The sequence below is a fragment of the Bradyrhizobium daqingense genome, assembly GCF_021044685.1.
GTDB lineage: Bacteria > Pseudomonadota > Alphaproteobacteria > Rhizobiales > Xanthobacteraceae > Bradyrhizobium > Bradyrhizobium daqingense.
Map to the genome: position 1 here is coordinate 1,196,354 of NZ_CP088014.1, position 17,461 is coordinate 1,213,814.

Sequence of the window (17,461 nt, forward strand, 5' to 3'; positions counted from 1 at the left end):
TTCTGCGACACTGCGTCCGTGCCTGACGACACGAATGTGAAGCACATCACATGTGCGTTGCTGCGCCTGCGCTATGGCTCGACACAGCCGGTGGTGGGGCTGTCGAGGATTGCAGCGATGACGACGCGGCGAGTGATGTATTGGTGGTTCAGATTCGTGCTGTCGGGGCGATTTCTCGATCGCTTCCTGTGTCTGCCGCGCGCGCATTGAAGCCAAACGCGTCGCGCAAGAGAGGCTGCGCGATCATCAGGTCTGCCCGATCAATTTGCGAAACGCCGCTGCGCCGTCCTGCATCGCGTCGCGTCCCTTCCAGGCGAGCTGGGTCAGCTTGCCGCCGAGCGTATCGTGGCTGCGCAGCCGGCGCGATCCGAGAATGTGACCGACATTGGCGGGGAAGCGGCTGACCTCGGCGGACACCAGCGCCTGGATCGCGTCCATCAATTGCTGAAGGCGGGCGCCCCATTCGCACTGCTCGATGCCGTCGATGCGGACCTTGAGCGCATATTCGGTGTCGTAGATCTCGGCGAGCAGATCGCGCGCGACCAGCACGCGGTTGTGCCGGAGCGCGACCCGGAGCGCCAGACGCTTGTCGTCGAGCCGGTCGAGCACCATGGGAACGACGCAGGCATAGGGGGCGGCGGCGACGTCCGCGGCGCTCTTGCTCGCGGCGGCCTTGGTGGCGAGGCGGACCAGTTGCCAAGGCGTCTTCAGGCGCCTTGCCACCAGAGCCAGCGCGAAAGGCAGCGCCTCGGGATGGGCTTTCTTGAAGGCATCGAGTTGCGTCGTGATCTGGGTGACCTGGCCGTCGTCGAATTTGGCGATCTTCTCGGGCAGTTTTTCGTTGAACTTGGGCAGTGCGTTGCCGGCGCGCAGCACCTGCTGCATCTTCCTCACGTCGTCGAAGGCGCTGCGCGATGCCGTGTATTGCGCGAGCTTGCCGCGCGCGATCTCGGCGCTCTCCGGCGAGGCGAGGGTGTTCTCGAGGACCTTGATGACCTTGACCTGGAAGGCCGCCGCGATCTTCTGCACTTCCTTCGGGTTGTTGGCGGCGACCTGGTCGTTGATCGCCTTGACGTAGTCGCGCGCCATAGTCGGCAGCAGGTCGCGGCAGATCCACTCCCAGATCGGGGTGAGGGTGTTGCGCGAGATCCGTCCCATATTGGCATGCTCGGGCGCGCCGTCGATCAGGAGCAGCTCGAGCGGTGCGAAGAAATAGCGCGACGGGCTGGTGGCGCGGGCCTGGCTCGATCCGTCCTTGCGAAATTCGGCGCGCAGGCGGGACTGGACGTCGGCCGAGCCCGGCATGTCGATGCCGCACAGCTCGAGCCGCTCCAATTCACTGAGCAGACAGCTGCGCGACAGCGGCGTCAGCCTCTGCAGGAATTCCGACAGCCGATCGATCTCGTCCATGGCACGCAATCTTCTGCAGCGTTTCCCGCAGGCCAAGGAGGCCCATGCGTGGAGGCATTTGCGCGCTCTCAACTCCCTTAGAGAAGCAAGTCGCCGTTAATTAATCCGTAAAATCCGGGGGGCGGCGGTGGACGCCGGCGGCCGTTAAGGAATTTACTGTCCGTCCATTCGGGATTTGCGCGGACATCTCAACTCTTGCGGGGCCGGCGCCAGCTTCGCGCAAGCACAAATTGTGCCCGTGCCGTCCTTTTAGCGTAAAACTGCCGAAATCACCGTAGTCTTACGGAGCAAAAAGTTAACTACAGACCGGGCCTGGCTCGGTAAACGAGTGACATGGCGTCACAGAATGATACGGCCACCGATTCGCGGCCGTCGGAATGGTACGAAAGCAGCACTGCTCCGGTCGAAGAGCTCGATTTCGTCCGCCTGAATGCCGCCCGCGCCAAGGCTGCCGACGAAATGGCCGCCGCCATTGCCCGCGAGCTCAACGGTCCTCTGACGGCGCTCCTGCTCTACATGGGCGAGATCAAGCATCACAGCGATCAGTTCGCGCCCGTCACCGGCGATCGCGCTTATTTGCAGCGCGTGGTGGAGAATGCGTTGGCGCAGACCGAGCGCGTCTGCGGCCTCGTCAAGCAGCTTGCCGGGCCTCACAAGGGCAGCAGCCTGCCGGTCCCATCCGAGGCCGACGACACTGAGGCGCGTGCCGCCCGCGTGCCGCAGCGCGTGCCCAGCGCCGAACTGCTTGGCCTGTCCGGTCAGAAGCGGCTCACCAAGCGCGAGCGCGAGGTGCTGAGGCTGATCAGTGAAGGCTATTCGAACAAGCAGGGCGCGCTGCGGATGCAGATCAGTCCGCGCACGTTCGAAAGCCACCGCGCCGAGGCGATGCGCAAGCTCGGTGCGCGGAACACCGCGGATCTCGTTCGCGCGGCGCTGCTGCATTCGATCGACTGAGATGGATGATTGCATTGAGCCCGGCCGGCCCGGGCGAAAGCCGATGGACTCAGAAATAGTCCTCGGCGAAGGGACGCGCGCGTGATGCGGGGCGCAGCGGCTTGGGCTCGTCCTTCGGCGCGTTAGGGATGATCGTGATGGTCCAGCGGGGAGGGATGCACGATTCCTGCTCCAGCACCGAGCGCACGAAGCCGGTCACCGTCGACTCGCCAGACTTCACCGTCGCCATCCGGCCGTTGAACTGAGCGATGCGGAAGCGACGGACTTCCTTCTGGTCCGCAGTCTCATAGGTGAACATGAAAACCCTCCTGGTTTCCCGCGACTATCGCCACCTATGATTAGCCATCTGTGAATATCCCAAGCCGTAGAAGTACGGCGGGTATACCCGCGCGGGTGGTTGGAGCGCTTTCGAGGATGCCGGTTCGCGTGACGAAAACGCGCCGAGCAAGGATCTATCCTTCCGGCTCCTGCGCGCGCGCCGTGGCGTAGGCGGCATCCATCTGGTCCAGGAGATCGCGGAGTTCGGCGTCGTGAAGCGTCTCCGCGGACTTCTCCAGCCGCAGCGCCAGCCCCGCCAGCCTGGTATAGCCGAACGTGCCGGCCGCGCTCTTCAGCGAATGCGCCTCGCGCGCGATCCTGGCGTGGTGCTGCTCGCGCGAAAGCGTGCGGAACAATTGCAGGCGCGCGCTGGTCTCGCTCCAGAACACGGCGCGCACCTCGCAGGCTCCGTCCTCGCCGATCTCGCGTACCAGCGCCGCGTAGGCGTTCGGGTCGCGCAGCGGGGCGCAATCGAGCACCTTCTGCGCCGGCGCGAGGGTCACTTCAAACATGGCTAGCCTGCCCCGATCACGGTTCGTTGCCGCGCGGGCCGATATCGGCGCGAGGCAGGTCGTGTCTAGGTCATTCGAATTTCAGTTCCGCAAGCAGGACGGTTCGTGTTTGCGGGTGGGCGTTAGCCGCAAGTTTACCACGCCTGCGGCTCAGCGCGGGCCGAGCAGCCGGTCGTATTGCGCCTTCACGGTGGCGTAGCACTCGCACGCGGTCTGGCGCAGGCCGTCCAGGTTCATGAGCTGGATGTGCCCGCGGCTGTAATGGATGAAATTGGCCTGCTGCAAGGTGTTGGCGACCAGCGACACGCTGTTGCGCCGCGCCCCGATCATCTGCGCCATGGCCTCCTGGGTCAGCAGCAGGCGGGACTCGCCCGACAGGTCATGGGTGTGCAGCAGGCAGCGCGACAGGCGGGACTCGACCGGATGGGCGGCATTGCAGCCCGCGGTCTGCTGGACTTGCGCGTAGACCGCCAGGCCATGGCGCGTGAGCAAGCTCCGCAAGCTGCTGCTCTGGTCGGCCGCACTGCGCAGCCGATCGAGCTCCATCACGGAGGCTTTTCCGGGAACCAGCACGACGGCCGTGTTCAGCGCGCAGGCGTCACCCATGGTCGAGAGCGTCCCGAGCAGGCTGTCGCGGCCGATCATCGCGACCTGCACATGCTCGCCCTTGGCGAGCTTCACCACCAGCGAGATGACGCCGCGGTGAAGAAAATAGGCGAGTTTGAGCGTCTCGCCGGCCTCGACCAGCACCGCGTCGTGGGGCAGATCGACCGTGCGCAGATACGGGCGGATCAGGTCATAGTCGTCTGGCGACAGCGCGGAGAGGAAACCGTTGGCTGGACGCACCATCGTTTCCAAAGCTGACTCCCGTCTCCTGTACGGCGCGGCGTTGAAAGCGCTCCCTGCGAGCAAATTCCATCATGTTCCCGTCGGGATATATTGGCAATTGGGACAATATGTCCGAGCGCGGCGCGTTGGATGTTCTCCATGCTGCGACATGTGCACGTTCGCATGCCGTGCGGGGCGGCATGCTTCACGTCCTCCGCGGCCAGCATTTGCGATCTCGATCACCTTCCGTCGACCAGATGAGATCGACCGACATCGATCCACCTTACGAAGCAGACAGTCTGTACGGCGCCCGCCTGAGCTCAAGACAGGCTTCCTGACGTTTCTGGCCCTTCTAGCGGGGAACGCAGACCACATGAGACATTGAGCAATTGCAGCAATAGCGGGCTGTGGCCGCCATGCCCGATCGATCCGGCGCCGTCGGGCGTCCCATCCACGCTCGTCATTAAGTTGCGCGGTTATGGGATTATACTTTAAAGGTTGTGTCGTGCCCATATAGCTGTTAGAGGGCAGACAGGCTGCGGCACTTGCGGCGGAAATAAGAATCGCCGCTGTTTCGCTCTTGGGTCTGGGCAACCGGTCCTGCAAAGGCGCGCAGGAAAAAGCGGTAGGGGGCTTCATGGGCCGGAAGCGTTGCATCCGTGTTATCGGACGACCCGCGCATGTTCGTACATTGGACGAATGCTTTCAGCGGTCGAGCATTGCTCAACCATGGCGCCGCGTGTGCCGCGTCCATCGGCTCCGTTTTCCCGGCGGCCCCACTGATATTGGCGACCATCCATTTGTCGATCGAAACCAAAGGAGAAAGGTGTGCCCAACGGATCGATGATTGAATTGCCGAAACAGGAGGCTCAAACGGAAGGGGAGGGTGTGCGCCATATTCTCGTTGTCGACGACGACCCGATGGTGTGCATGGCCATCGAGATCTATCTCCAGCGCAACAATTTTCGGGTGACGATCGCGCAGGGAGGTGAAGCCGGATTGCGGGCTCTCAAACACGAGCCGTTCGATCTGATGATCATCGATGTCTTCATGCCGCATATGCGCGGGTTCGAATCGATCCGGATCTTCCACGACCGGGCGCCCGCCATTCCGCTGATCGCGATGTCCGGTTACGCCTTCGCGAACCTGAATTCGCCCGCACCTGATTTCCTAAGGATGGCGCTGGAGCTCGGTGCCGCGCGCTGCCTGCGCAAGCCCTTCACGCCGCATGCACTGCTCGCCGCCATCAACGATTGCTTGGCGGAGCATCGTCCCAATGCCGGGATGAGCTTGCCCGCGCGGCTGGGTTAGCGCGGCGCGGATCGCAGCGGACCACGGGTAACCGTTCGTTTACCGAAAACACGAACTTTCTCGAACTCGGCGCCGCACGAAATGAAAGTCGCGGTGTCGTTCGCGATTGCGGCCGGCTCTGGTCTGCTTCGCGCAGGCCGTGCCTATCGTCCTTCACATGAAGGACTTTCTCGCGCGGCATTGCGTTCTCGTCGGTGCGTTCACCTCAGGCCTCCCCCGCATCGTGTCGCAGCGCCGGTCTTGCCGAAAAGCGCCCTTGCATGCAGCCGAATGGCAAACTTCTCTTCAATATCCGTATTAGCACGGAGGCTGAAATTAACGCGACCGTGAAAGGGGATGTCTAACGATCCAGGATGAGGGCTTCCGTCGATTCCGAGCCAGGCTCGGGCGTCGAAGTCGATTTCAGTAAGGCGTAGCTCATGGATGATCTGTTGCGGGAGTTTTTGACGGAGACCAGCGAGAGCCTGGACACTGTCGACAATCAGCTGGTGAAGTTCGAGCAGGAGCCGAACAACGCCAAGATCCTGGACAACATCTTCCGCCTCGTCCACACCATCAAGGGCACCTGCGGCTTCCTCGGCCTGCCCAGGCTTGAAGCGCTGGCGCATGCCGGCGAGACGCTGATGGGCAAATTCCGTGACGGCATGCCGGTGACCGGGCAGGCGGTGACGGTGATCCTGTCCTCGATCGACCGCATCAAGGAGATCCTCGCCGGCCTCGAAGCCACCGAAGCCGAGCCCGAGGGCAACGACCGCGACCTCATCGACAAGCTGGAAGCGATGGTCGAGCAGGGCATGGCGGCAATGGCCGCTGGAAGTGCCGCGGCTCCCGTCACTGAAGCTCCGCCGCTGGCGCCGGAAGCACCAGCTGCCGCTGCATCCGCACCCGCAAAAGAGATGACGGCGGGCACGCTGATCGAGCAGACGCTGGAGCGGCCCTTGCGTCCGGGCGAGGTCTCGCTCGACGAGCTCGAGCGCGCCTTCCGCGAGACCGCGATCGAAGCGCCGGCCCCCGCCGCCGTCGCCAAGGCCGAAGTCAAGGCCGAGCCGGCCGCTGAGGCCCCGGCCGCCAAGGACGCTGCCAAGGACGCCGCAAAGCCTGCCGCCAGGGAGAAGGCCGCGCCGAAGAAGTCGATGGCCGACGAGATGGCGAACGAAGGTGCCAGCATTGCCAACCAGTCGATCCGCGTCAACGTGGACACGCTGGAGCACCTGATGACCATGGTCTCCGAGCTGGTGCTGACCCGCAACCAGCTGCTGGAGATCTCCCGCCGCAACGAGGACACCGAGTTCAAGGTGCCCTTGCAGCGCCTGTCCAACGTCACCGCCGAGCTGCAGGAGGGCGTCATGAAGACGCGCATGCAGCCGATCGGCAATGCCTGGCAGAAGCTGCCCCGCATCGTCCGCGATCTCTCGAGCGAACTCGGCAAGCAGATCGAGCTGGAGATGCACGGCGCCGACACCGAGCTCGACCGCCAGGTGCTCGATTTGATCAAGGACCCGCTCACCCACATGGTGCGCAACTCCGCCGATCATGGCCTGGAGACCCCCGCCGAGCGCCTCGCCAGCGGCAAGGGCGAGCAGGGCACCATCCGCCTGTCCGCCTATCACGAGGGCGGCCACATCATCATCTGCATCGCCGACAACGGCCGCGGCCTCAACACCGAGAAGATCAAGGCCAAGGCGCTCTCGTCAGGCCTCGTCACCGAGGCTGAGCTCGAGAAGATGAGCGAAGCCCAGATCCACAAGTTCATCTTCGCGCCCGGCTTCTCCACGGCGGCCGCCATCACCTCGGTGTCGGGGCGCGGCGTCGGCATGGACGTGGTCCGCACCAATATCGACCAGATCGGCGGCACCATCGACATCAAGTCCGTGGCCGGCGAGGGCTCTTCGGTCACCATCAAGATCCCGCTGACGCTCGCCATCGTCTCGGTGCTGATCGTCGAAGCTGCCGGCGATCGCTTCGCGATTCCGCAGCTCTCGGTGGTCGAGCTGGTGCGGGCCCGCGCCAACTCCGAGCACCGCATCGAGCGCATCAAGGACACCGCGGTGCTGCGCCTGCGCAACAAGCTGCTGCCGCTGATCCACCTGAAGAAGCTGCTCAAGATCGACGACGGCGCGGCCTCCGATCCCGAGAACGGCTTCATCGTGGTGACCCAGGTCGGCAGCCAGACCTTCGGCATCGTCGTCGACGGCGTGTTCCACACCGAAGAGATCGTGGTCAAGCCGATGTCGACCAAGCTGCGCCACATCGACATGTTCTCCGGCAACACCATCCTGGGCGATGGCGCGGTCATCATGATCATCGATCCCAACGGCATTGCCAAGGCGCTCGGCGCCGCCGGCTCCTCCGCCCATGACATGGGCGACGAGAACGGGGCGCATCACATCGGCGCGGGCGAGCAGACCACCTCGCTCTTGGTGTTCCGCGCCGGCTCGTCGCAGCCCAAGGCGGTCCCGCTCGGGCTGGTCACGCGCCTCGAGGAGCTGCCCGCCGACAAGATCGAGTTCTCCAACGGCCGCTACATGGTGCAGTACCGCGAGCAGCTGATGCCGCTGGTCGCCATGGAGGGCGTCACCATTGCGAGCCAAGGCGCCCAGCCGATCCTGGTGTTCGCCGATGACGGCCGCTCCATGGGCCTCGTCGTCGACGAGATCATCGACATCGTCGAGGAGCGGCTCAACATCGAGGTCGGCGGCTCGTCCTCCGGCATTCTGGGCTCGGCCGTGATCAAGGGCCAGGCCACCGAGGTGATCGACGTCGGCCACTTCCTGCCGATGGCGTTCTCGGACTGGTTCACCCGCAAGGAGATGAAGCCGTCGCTGCATTCGCAGTCGGTGCTCCTGGTCGACGACAGCGCGTTCTTCCGCAACATGCTGGCCCCCGTCCTCAAGGCCGCCGGCTACCGCGTCCGCACCGCGCCGACCGCGCAGGAGGGCCTGGCTGCGCTGCGCGCCCAGAGCTTCGACGTGGTGCTGACCGACATCGAGATGCCCGACATGAACGGGTTCGAGTTCGCGGAGGTGATCCGCTCCGACAACAATCTTGGCTCGATGCCGATCATCGGCCTCTCTGCCCTGGTGTCGCCGGCGGCGATCGAGCGCGGCCGTCAGGCGGGCTTCCACGACTACGTCGCCAAGTTCGACCGTCCCGGTCTGATCGCGGCGCTGAAGGAGCAGACCGCGGGCGCCGCCGGCGCCTCCGAGCTGAGCCGCGCGGCGGCCTAAGCATGATCCGGAAAGAGCGGGATCAGGAGATACGCATATGAGCAAGAAGATCCAGTCCGGCGAAGGCGCCATGGTCGAATACGTCACCGCGATGATCGGCGGCCAGCTGTTCGGCCTGCCGATCTCCCGCGTCCAGGACGTGTTCATGCCCGAGCGCGTCACCCGCGTGCCGCTGTCCTCGCGCGAGATCGCGGGCGTGCTCAATCTGCGCGGCCGCATCGTCACCGTGGTCGACATGCGCGCACGCCTCGGACTGCCCAAGGCCGAGGACGGCAAGGTGCCGATGGCGGTCGGCGTCGACCTGCGCGGTGAATCCTACGGCCTCTTGATCGACCAGATCGGTGAAGTCCTGCGCCTGTCCGAGGACGGCAAGGAGGAGAACCCCGTCAACCTCGACCCCCGCATGGCCAAGCTCGCCGGTGGTGTCCATCGCCTCGACGGCCAGCTCATGGTCGTCCTCGACGTCGATCGCGTCCTCGAGCTCAAGACCGAAGTGCAAATGGCTGCCTGAACTTTCACGAAAGACATTTAAAGCCGGAGAACCAAGATGAAGACCTGTTTGGTGGTCGATGATTCCAGCGTCGTGCGCAAGATCGCACGCCGCATCCTGGAAGGCCTCGAATTCGAGGTCACCGAGGCCGAGGACGGCTCGAAGGCACTTGAAATCTGCCAGCGCAAGCTGCCCGATGCGGTGCTGCTCGACTGGAACATGCCGGTGATGGACGGCTTCGAGTTCATGGGCCACATGCGCCGCCTGCCTGGCGGCGACCAGCCCAAGGTGGTGTTCTGCACCACCGAGAACAACGTGGCTCATATCGCCCAGGCGCTCAGCGGCGGCGCCAACGAGTACATCATGAAGCCCTTCGACAAGGACATCATCGCCGACAAATTCGCTGAGGTTGGTTTGATCCCGGTCGGACAAGCCATGGTCTGAGTGTGTCTGGCCGAAGTGCTTTGGCCAGAGTGTTCCAGTACAGCTTCGAAGAGGCCATCCGTGACGCCGACCGAGTATGACTATCTGCGTAAGTTCCTGAAGGACAATTCCGGGCTCGACCTGTCCGCAGACAAGCAATATCTGATCGAAAGCCGCCTGCTGCCGCTCGCCCGCAAGACCGGGCTCTCCGGCATCGGAGAGCTCGTGCAGAAGCTGCAAGGCGGTTCGCGCACGCTGATCACCGACGTGGTCGAAGCCATGACCACCAACGAGACCTTCTTCTTCCGCGACAAGGTCCCCTTCGATCATTTCCGCGACACCATCATGCCCGAGATCATCAAGGCGCGCGCCGCTCGCCGCAGCGTGCGCATCTGGTGCGCGGCGGGTTCGACCGGGCAGGAGCCCTATTCGCTGGCGATGTGCCTGAAGGAGATGGGCGCGGCTCTGACCGGCTGGCGCATCGAGATCATCGCGACCGACCTGTCGCAGGAGGTGCTGGAAAAAGCCAAGGCCGGTATCTACAGCCAGTTCGAAGTGCAGCGCGGCCTGCCGATCCAGATGCTGGTCAAATATTTCAAGCAGACCGGCGAGACCTGGCAGATCAATCCCGAATTGCGGGCGATGATTCAGCACCGGCAGCTCAACCTGCTGCACGATTTCGCCCAGCTCGGCACGTTCGACGTCATCTTCTGCCGCAACGTGCTGATCTATTTCGACCAGGACACCAAGATCAACATCTTCAACCGTCTCGCGCGCCAGATCGAGCCCGATGGCTTCCTGGTGCTCGGCGCGGCCGAAACCGTGGTCGGACTGACCGACACATTCAGGCCGATTCCGGAGCGGCGCGGTCTCTACAAGCCGAACGACCCGCGCGCCGCGGCCGCCAAGCCGGCTCTCGCCGGCGCGGCGCCGCGCATGGCGGTCATGGCAGGACGCTAGCGATGGCCGAGGATGGCAAGGGCGCAGAACGGGTGACGTTCAGTCGCGGCTATGACGTCTGCATCATGGCCATCGACGGTACCTGGCGTCGTGACTGCAAGCTCAACGCGATCTCCGACACCGACGCCATCCTCACGGTGGAAGGCTCGATCCAGGGACTGAACTTGAAGGAGTTCTTCCTGCTGCTGTCGTCCACGGGCCTTGCCTATCGGCGCTGCGAGCTGGTGCGCGTCAACGGCGCCGAGATGGACATCCAGTTCCTGCGCGGCAAGAACCGGAAGAAGCGCGGCGCTGCCGGCGGCCGCGACGAGGCCGCCTGATCGAAATGGTTGCGGCCACGTTGCTTTAATATTGCTGAAACATCCGAACGAATTTGCCGTAGCGGCTTTACGCCGCTTAAGCGCGAACCGTGCAACCATTGCTGGTCTCAATCTCAGGATACAGCAATGTCCAGAAGCTCGCTCTCTCCAATCCCGTCAAACCTGCCCGACGTCGCCGAGCGGCGTGCGCTTCAGCTCCTGGTGGTCGATGACGACGCCACGCAGCGCAGCCTGATCACGGTCGCCGCCAAGCAGGCCGGCCACGAAGTCACCGTCGCGCCGTCGGTGGCGGAGGCGATCGAGAAGCTTCGTGCCGCGCGCTTCGACTGCGTGACGCTCGATCTCGTGCTGGAGGATGGCGACGGCGTCGACGTGTTGCACGAGATGGCGAAGGTGAAATTCGCCGGCGCGGTGATCGTCATCAGCGGCATGGACGGCAAGCGCCGCAGCGCCGCCCGTAGCTTCGCCCGCTCGGTCGGGATCGAGCTCCAGAGCCTGCCGAAGCCGCTGGACCTCGCGGCCCTGCGCATCAGCCTCGCCAATCTCGGCAAGACCGCGATGGGCTTGCCGGCGATTCACACCTGGGGTGGGGTCGCCACCGATGCGATCGTGGAGCGGCATCGCGCCTGAGGCGCGGAGCTGCCATGCGATCGAGGGTGGCCGCCGGCCGTGTCGATCGCGAGCGCCGCGCTTGCGGTGGCATAACGGGGCGTGACGTCGTCGAGTATGACGACGTCCGAGGAACTTTCGGGATCGCCGGCGTGTTCTTGGTCCATGGCTGCGGCGATCCGGCGCATGCTGGTCTCTGCGATCAGCAAGCGAAGGTCGGCGCGATCAACTCGCGGCTCTCGACTGCGGGCACTGCGACCAGAGGCGGCGTATCGGCGAAATTTAGCATGGATATTCTCCGTCCCCCGCAATTAGGCGCGCTGCCGCTACTTGTGCGGTAAGTCCATGTCCCGTACAAATACGGGTGGGCCGAATCCGCGCCGAGCGCCATAACGATTGGTGCGGACGCGAGTCCGTAATGCCAACTGGATGTGGCACATGGCCGAGCAAACCTCTCGTGGTGAAATCTTCGTCGTCGACGATGACCCCGCCGTTCGCGACACCCTGTCGATGGTGTTGAAGGCGGCGGGCTATGAAGTGATCTGTTTTGCGGACGGTGCAGCGCTGCTCTCCGTCGCGCGAAACCGCACGCCGGCCGCGATCCTGCTCGACGTTCACATTCCCGGAAAGTCCGGTCTCGACATTCTCAAGGAATTGCATGGCGAGGACTATCCGGCGCCGATCTTCATGATCTCCGGGCAGGGCGATATCGCGATGGCGGTGGGCGCCATCAAGAGCGGGGCGCTCGACTTCATCGAGAAGCCGTTCCGCGGCAGCGAGATCGTCGGCCGGCTCGACGAGGCGATCGGTGCCTATGCACGCAGGCAGGCGGAGAATGCGTCGCCGAAGTTCGGCTCGCTGCACTTCCCGGGTCGCGAGCCGTTGACGCGCAGGGAGCGCGAGGTGCTCGAGCAGTTTGCCTCCGGTGCGTCCAACAAGGAAGCCGGCCGCACGCTCGGCATCAGCCCGCGCACCATCGAGGACCACCGCGCCAACATCATGAAGAAGCTCGGCGCGCGCAATGCCGCCGACCTGATCCGCATCGTGATGACCGCGGCCCAGCGCGCGTCGTAGAAGCTTCTTGTAGCCCGGGTGAGCGCAGCGACACCCGGGAACGCCGGCGCAAAGTCTCGGATCTCGCTGCGGTCATCCGAGCTACGGCGTTTCAGGCTTGCAGCGCCCTCCGGATGATCCGCGCCAGATCCGATTTGCGATAGGGCTTGGCCAGCAGCAGAACGCCCGAATCCAGCCGGCCGTGATGGATGATCGCATTCTCGGTATAGCCTGACGTGTAGACGACCTTGAGATCGGGGCGCGTCTTCATCAGTTCGTCGGCGAGCTGACGTCCGTTCATCTTGCCGGGCATGATGACGTCGGTGAACAGGAGGTCGAACGGCTTGTCGGCAGCGACGATTGCGAGCGCCTCCGCGGCGTTCGCAGCCTGCAAGGTGACGTATCCCAGCGAATGCAACTGAGCCAGCACGTAGTCACGCACCAGCCGGTCGTCCTCGACCACCAGGATGGTCTCGCGTCCGCCCTCGATCGTCGCCGCGGTCACGCCCTCGCCGACCGCCGTCGGCGTCTTGCCCGGCGGCAGGTACATCTTGATCGTGGTGCCGTGGCCCTCTTCGCTGTAGATCTTGATGTGCCCCGCGGACTGCTTGATGAAGCCGTAGACCATCGAAAGCCCGAGGCCGGTGCCCTTGCCGGGTCCCTTCGAGGTGAAGAAGGGGTCGAACACCCTGGGCAGCATGGTCGCCGGAATTCCGGTGCCGGTGTCGCTCACGGCGATCAGCACGTAATGCCCGGGCCGGACGTCGTTGACGCTGGCATAGACCTCGTCGAGATAGGCGCCGCCCGTCTCCACGATCAGCTTGCCGCCGCCGGGCATGGCGTCGCGGGCGTTGAGCGCGAGGTTGAGCATCGCGGTGGTGAGCTGGTTGGGATCGACGATCGCGACGCAGTTCTCGTCCTCGAACACGGATTCGATCTGGATCTGCTCGCCCAGCGTCGGTCGCAGCAGTTTCGCGGTGTCGACGATCAGCGAGTTGATGTCGATCTCGCGCGGCTGGAGCGGCTGCTTGCGCGCAAAGGCGAGCAAATGCTGGGTCAGCTCGGCACCGCGCCCGGCGGCCTCGTCGATCATCTTGGTGATGGCCGCAAGCTGCGGCTCCTTCTCGACCGCCTCCGCAAGGATCTCGATCGTTCCGGTGATGACGGTGAGGATGTTGTTGAAATCGTGTGCCACGCCGCCGGTGAGCTGGCCGACCGCCTCCATCTTCTCGGCATGGCGGATGCGCTCCTCGGCCGCCATCTTGTCGGTGAGATCGCGGTAGAAGACGTTGAACAGCAGGCCTTCGCGGCGCTTCAGCGCGGTGACGCTCAGCTCGGCCCTGAACTCCTTGCCGTCGCGGCGACAGCACATCAGCTCGCGGCGGCGATTCAGGGTCCTGTCATCCTCGTTTTCGAGGAAACGCTTCAGGCCGGCCCTCACCCTCTCGCGTTCGCTCTCGGCGACGATCAGGTCGATCGTGCTCTTGCCGAGCACCTCGTCGCGGCGCCAGCCGAAGAGCTGTTCGGCTTGCGAATTCCAGTTCAGGATGCTGCCGGTCTGGTCGGTCTGGACGAAGGCGTCGAGCGAGGTCTCGACGATGTTGCGCGCGAGCCGCTCGCTTTCGCGCAGCGATTCCTGCGCGAGCCGCGCCTCCGTCATGTCGCGCCCGACGAAGAAGAAGCGCTTGGCCGGCTCCGACCAGTTGCCGAGCCAGGACAGCCAGACCGCGTGCCCGTTCTTGTGGAGGCAGCGTGTGTCGGCGAGCTTGGGGCGGTCGCCGCGCCGCAGCGAGCGCATGTCCTCGCGGGACTGCTCCAGATGGTCGGGATGGATGAAATCGGCGCCGCTACGGCCGATCATCTCTTCCGGGCTGTAGCCGAGAATGGTCTGGCTGCTCGGGCTGATCTGCGCGACATGACCTCGCGCATCCATCACCATGATCAGGTCCTGTGAGGTCTCGAAGATCTGCCGCCGCTCCTCGAGCTGCTGCTGGAGCGCCCGCTCCGCCCGCCGCGCCTCGGTCAGGCTGCGCGCGGTTCCAGAGGCACCGACGATCTCGCCCGACGGCCCCTTGATCGGCGACAGGCTCAGGGAGATCTCGACCGCCGTGCCGTCCTTGCGCAGGCGCACCGTCTCGAAACGCTCGATCGGCTCGCCGCGGGCGATCCGCGGCCGATAGTCCTTGCCCTGCTCGCGGCGATCAGGCGGGACAATGATCGCGGTGGACTTCCCGATCGCCTCGTCGGCCGAATAGCCATAGAGGCGTTCGGCTGCGGGATTCCAGCCCGTGATGATGGCATCGAGCGTTTGCATCACGATCGCATCATCGGACGATTCGACCGCGGCGCTGAACAAGCGCTCGCGCGCCGCGTGGTGGCTCCGCGCGACCTCGGTCCGGCGATGCTCCTCGACTTCGCGTTCGAGCGCGGCCGTCTTCGCCCGGGTCTCCTCGACCATCTGGGCAAAGGCCCGCGCCAGCACCCCCGTCTCGCCGCTGGCATCGATGGGGATGTCCGCCGCCCGCCCGCTGCCGATGGCCTCGACCGCCCGGGTCAGACGTCCGATCGGTCGTGTCAACGAGCGCGCCAGCAGCACCGCAAGCGCGGCTGCCGCGAGCACGGCCAGTACGCCGACCAGCAAGGATGTCGTCTGGATCGCGGCCGGCACGCGGCCGAACACCAGCGGAGGCACCGTCGCGATGATCGCGATCCATTCCTTGCCGACCAGCAGCGCCGGTGCGATCGCCGTGCCGCTCGGCCGGCCGGATTGGTCGGTCGTGAGATGCGTGGCTCCGTCCAGCGAGCCGGCCCGATCTGCGAAAAATGGAAAGTCATGGCGCCAGTCGGTGCGGTGACCACGCAATGAGCCGAACTCGCGCGTGCGATCGGGATGAACCAGATAGTCGCCGCGCGAATTCACGACATAGATTTCTCCTCCTGCGCCCGAGGTGGTGCGGACGCGGTCGAGGGCCGGCCGCATGTCGACATTGGCGATGATGATGCCGAACGGCCTGCCATCCGGCGTGAACAGGGGCGTGGCGACACGCAACGTCGGAACGTGAGGCTCCGCCGTCCCGCCCTGGCGGGTGGCGAGATCAATGGCGGACACATAGACCTCGCCAGGCGGCAGTCGGATCGTCTCCTGAAAGTAGGCTCGCTCGCTCTTGCGCTCCAATTCGTCATTGGCGACGATCCGCACCTTTCCGTTCGGGCCGGAGCGATCGACGCGGACCAGCTCACGCTGGTCGTCGTCGATACCGATGATTCGAAACTGCCCGTAGCTCGGCTTGGCGTCGATCTCCGCGGCGAGCCGCGCCGCGATTCGCTCGCGCCAGGTTTGCTCGGAAACGCCGTCGGAGGGGTCGATACCGCCACCGATACGAGCGCGGATCAGCCCGTTGATGGCTGCCGCCGAGCGATAGCCGAGCAGATCGCCGCGTGCTCCGGCAACATAGGCTTCGAGATTGGTCGCCAGCAGGCGAGTCTGTGCCTCGACCCGTTCCAGGACGCGCGGAATGACGGCCTGGGTAGTGTTGCGGTAGCCCAACCATCCGACTGCGGCCACCGTCACCGCCACGAGCAGGATCATCGCGATGGCAAGCCGCGTTGCGAGCGTCATGTGAAAATTCGCATCGCGCAAATGGACACCCCGCCTGCCCTGGCTCGAGACGGAAGGGATATCCTTGTCATCGGCTGCCGGTGCTGACATCGGCTGCCTCCGGCCACGCCGCCTTCAGGCAGCCATCGACCGCGGCGAGCAAAGCGCCGGGACGAAACGGTTTTTGCAGGCTTGCCACTGCGCCGAGCTTGGTCGCCATCTTCAGGAAGTCCGGTTCCGCATAGGCGTTCGGCGTGATCGAGCGGCCGGAAATGACGATGATGGGGATGGCCGGAGCCAGCACCCGGATGTGGCGCATCGTCTCGAGCCCGTCCATGCCGGGCATGAAGATGTCGAGAAACAGCAAGTCGAACTGGCCGGCCTCGAACAGCGCAAGTCCCTTGCGGCCATCGCCGGCGACGATGACGTGATGACCAGCCCTCTCAAGGAGCAGCCGGATCGTGGTCTGCACGGCCGGGTCGTCATCCACGATCAGGATGTTGGCCACGTCTGAAATCTCCGGGTTCGCATGGGAGTGTCCCAGCGACCGCAAATCAAAGCAACAAATGTGAAATTGTTGCGCGAATTCTCTCCGCGTCGCAAGCACCTCGCGAGCACCCGTTCCGTCGAGCTAGCCGACTGTCGTCGGTACCCTATGCATGCTCACGTGCATAGGGCGAACCATCCTGGGTTCCCGCTCAATCGGTCAGATATTCGGGGTGAAGGCTCCGGATCTTGTCGAGCTCACTGAGGGTACCTGACAGATGCTCGCGCAGGTGCTGCTGCGCAGCGTCGGGATCTTTGGCCTCGATCGCGCGCGTGATCAGCTTGTGGTGGCGGACGATGTTCTGGGCCTTACCGGGCGAGGGCAGGTGGAGCCGGCGCAAACGATCGCTGTGTCCGCTGCGGCTGCGCACCAGCGCCCACAGGTCCTGCTTGCCGGCGGCCGTGTAGAGCTGGGCGTGAAAATCGTTGTCGCCGGCCATGAAGGCTTCGAAATTCCCGGCCTTGGCGAATTGCTGTTGCAAGGCAATGACCTGATCCAGGCGAACGATCAGGAACGCGTCGTGATCTGTTGCGAGCAGGCGGACGATCTCCAGCTCCAGCGCCTGGCGCAGGAAATGCGCCTGTTGCGCCCGATCGACGTCGATCCGGCTGACCACGGTCGCATGCTGCGGAAACACGTCGACCAGACCTTCTTCCTCCAGCCGCATCAACGCATCGCGCACCGGCGTGGAGCTGACGCCGAATTGGCCGGCGAGCTCGGCGCGTGACAGCGGAGCTCCGGGCGGCAGTTCCAGGGCGATGATCGCATTGCGCAGCCGCTCGAACACCTGAGGCGCGGCTTGGCGGCCGCGATCGAGCCGGGTGGCTGGTCGTGGCGCCGCACGCGGCGCGGGGTGGGATGATTCCATGGCGGGTCCCGCGGGCTTGCCTTTGATGCACTA

18 protein-coding genes are annotated in these 17,461 nt (G+C 64.6%); 10 read left to right on the forward strand and 8 right to left on the reverse strand.

Translation table 11 applies throughout. The features are described 5' to 3' along the window. The first annotated feature begins 18 nt into the window (after positions 1–18). Positions 19–210, forward strand: coding sequence for a hypothetical protein (locus LPJ38_RS05545; RefSeq protein WP_145630184.1), 192 nt, complete (start codon positions 19–21; stop codon positions 208–210). Between the two features lie 36 nt (positions 211–246). Here the strand turns inward: LPJ38_RS05545 and LPJ38_RS05550 are convergent, their stop codons facing one another. Then, positions 247–1,410, reverse strand: coding sequence for a hypothetical protein (locus LPJ38_RS05550; protein ID WP_145630183.1), 1,164 nt, complete (start codon positions 1,408–1,410; stop codon positions 247–249). A 333-nt stretch (positions 1,411–1,743) separates the two neighbouring features. On the opposite strand from LPJ38_RS05550, the gene LPJ38_RS05555 reads away from it, so the two are divergent. Then, positions 1,744–2,364, forward strand: coding sequence for a helix-turn-helix domain-containing protein (locus LPJ38_RS05555; RefSeq protein WP_145630182.1), 621 nt, complete (start codon positions 1,744–1,746; stop codon positions 2,362–2,364). Positions 2,365–2,413: 49 nt separating this feature from the next. On the opposite strand, the gene LPJ38_RS05560 is transcribed toward LPJ38_RS05555, so the two are convergent. The 4 genes from LPJ38_RS05560 to LPJ38_RS05575 all read right to left on the reverse strand — a co-directional run bounded on the left by LPJ38_RS05560 (position 2,414) and on the right by LPJ38_RS05575 (position 4,818). Further along, positions 2,414–2,662, reverse strand: a complete 249-nt coding sequence (locus tag LPJ38_RS05560; protein ID WP_145630181.1) for a hypothetical protein — start codon at positions 2,660–2,662, stop codon at positions 2,414–2,416. A gap of 154 nt (positions 2,663–2,816) precedes the next feature. Further along, positions 2,817–3,194 carry an Hpt domain-containing protein gene (locus LPJ38_RS05565; RefSeq protein ID WP_145630180.1) on the reverse strand — a complete coding sequence of 126 codons (378 nt, stop codon included), beginning with the start codon at positions 3,192–3,194 and terminating at the stop codon, positions 2,817–2,819. Positions 3,195–3,344: 150 nt separating this feature from the next. Beyond that, positions 3,345–4,043, reverse strand: coding sequence for a Crp/Fnr family transcriptional regulator (locus tag LPJ38_RS05570; RefSeq protein WP_208750506.1), 699 nt, complete (start codon positions 4,041–4,043; stop codon positions 3,345–3,347). Positions 4,044–4,542: 499 nt separating this feature from the next. After that, positions 4,543–4,818, reverse strand: a complete 276-nt coding sequence (locus LPJ38_RS05575; RefSeq protein ID WP_145630178.1) for a hypothetical protein — start codon at positions 4,816–4,818, stop codon at positions 4,543–4,545. Between the two features lie 32 nt (positions 4,819–4,850). On the opposite strand from LPJ38_RS05575, the gene LPJ38_RS05580 reads away from it, so the two are divergent. The 8 genes from LPJ38_RS05580 to LPJ38_RS05620 all read left to right on the forward strand — a co-directional run bounded on the left by LPJ38_RS05580 (position 4,851) and on the right by LPJ38_RS05620 (position 12,436). Continuing rightward, a complete protein-coding gene (locus tag LPJ38_RS05580; protein WP_145630177.1) occupies positions 4,851–5,333 on the forward strand; it encodes a response regulator in 483 nt (160 codons plus the stop codon). A 419-nt stretch (positions 5,334–5,752) separates the two neighbouring features. Next, the gene (locus LPJ38_RS05585; RefSeq protein WP_231088579.1) at positions 5,753–8,560 is read left to right on the forward strand and encodes a hybrid sensor histidine kinase/response regulator; all 2,808 of its coding nucleotides are present in this window, start codon (positions 5,753–5,755) and stop codon (positions 8,558–8,560) included. A 37-nt stretch (positions 8,561–8,597) separates the two neighbouring features. Beyond that, positions 8,598–9,071: a chemotaxis protein CheW gene (locus tag LPJ38_RS05590; RefSeq protein ID WP_145642093.1), complete on the forward strand. Its 474-nt coding sequence runs from the start codon at positions 8,598–8,600 to the stop codon at positions 9,069–9,071. Between the two features lie 36 nt (positions 9,072–9,107). After that, a complete protein-coding gene (locus LPJ38_RS05595) occupies positions 9,108–9,494 on the forward strand; it encodes a response regulator (protein ID WP_027577509.1) in 387 nt (128 codons plus the stop codon). 60 nt (positions 9,495–9,554) lie between these two features. Continuing rightward, a complete protein-coding gene (locus tag LPJ38_RS05600; protein ID WP_145642091.1) occupies positions 9,555–10,433 on the forward strand; it encodes a CheR family methyltransferase in 879 nt (292 codons plus the stop codon). A 2-nt stretch (positions 10,434–10,435) separates the two neighbouring features. Continuing rightward, positions 10,436–10,753 (forward strand): hypothetical protein, encoded by a 318-nt coding sequence (locus LPJ38_RS05605; RefSeq protein ID WP_008565131.1) that lies wholly within the window; start codon positions 10,436–10,438, stop codon positions 10,751–10,753. A gap of 126 nt (positions 10,754–10,879) precedes the next feature. Then, positions 10,880–11,383 carry a response regulator gene (locus LPJ38_RS05610; protein ID WP_145642089.1) on the forward strand — a complete coding sequence of 168 codons (504 nt, stop codon included), beginning with the start codon at positions 10,880–10,882 and terminating at the stop codon, positions 11,381–11,383. A 417-nt stretch (positions 11,384–11,800) separates the two neighbouring features. Next, entirely contained in the window at positions 11,801–12,436 is a 636-nt protein-coding gene (locus LPJ38_RS05620) for a response regulator transcription factor (protein WP_145642086.1), read from the forward strand. A gap of 91 nt (positions 12,437–12,527) precedes the next feature. Here LPJ38_RS05620 and LPJ38_RS05625 read toward each other — a convergent pair whose 3' ends face one another. From LPJ38_RS05625 to LPJ38_RS05635, 3 genes are all read right to left on the reverse strand, one after another. Continuing rightward, positions 12,528–16,124: a PAS domain S-box protein gene (locus LPJ38_RS05625; RefSeq protein WP_145642084.1), complete on the reverse strand. Its 3,597-nt coding sequence runs from the start codon at positions 16,122–16,124 to the stop codon at positions 12,528–12,530. Continuing rightward, positions 16,102–16,521, reverse strand: a complete 420-nt coding sequence (locus tag LPJ38_RS05630) for a response regulator (protein WP_145642082.1) — start codon at positions 16,519–16,521, stop codon at positions 16,102–16,104. Before LPJ38_RS05630 ends, LPJ38_RS05625 begins: the two co-directional genes overlap by 23 nt. A gap of 190 nt (positions 16,522–16,711) precedes the next feature. After that, a complete protein-coding gene (locus LPJ38_RS05635; protein ID WP_145642080.1) occupies positions 16,712–17,428 on the reverse strand; it encodes a GntR family transcriptional regulator in 717 nt (238 codons plus the stop codon). Positions 17,429–17,461: the final 33 nt, after the last annotated feature.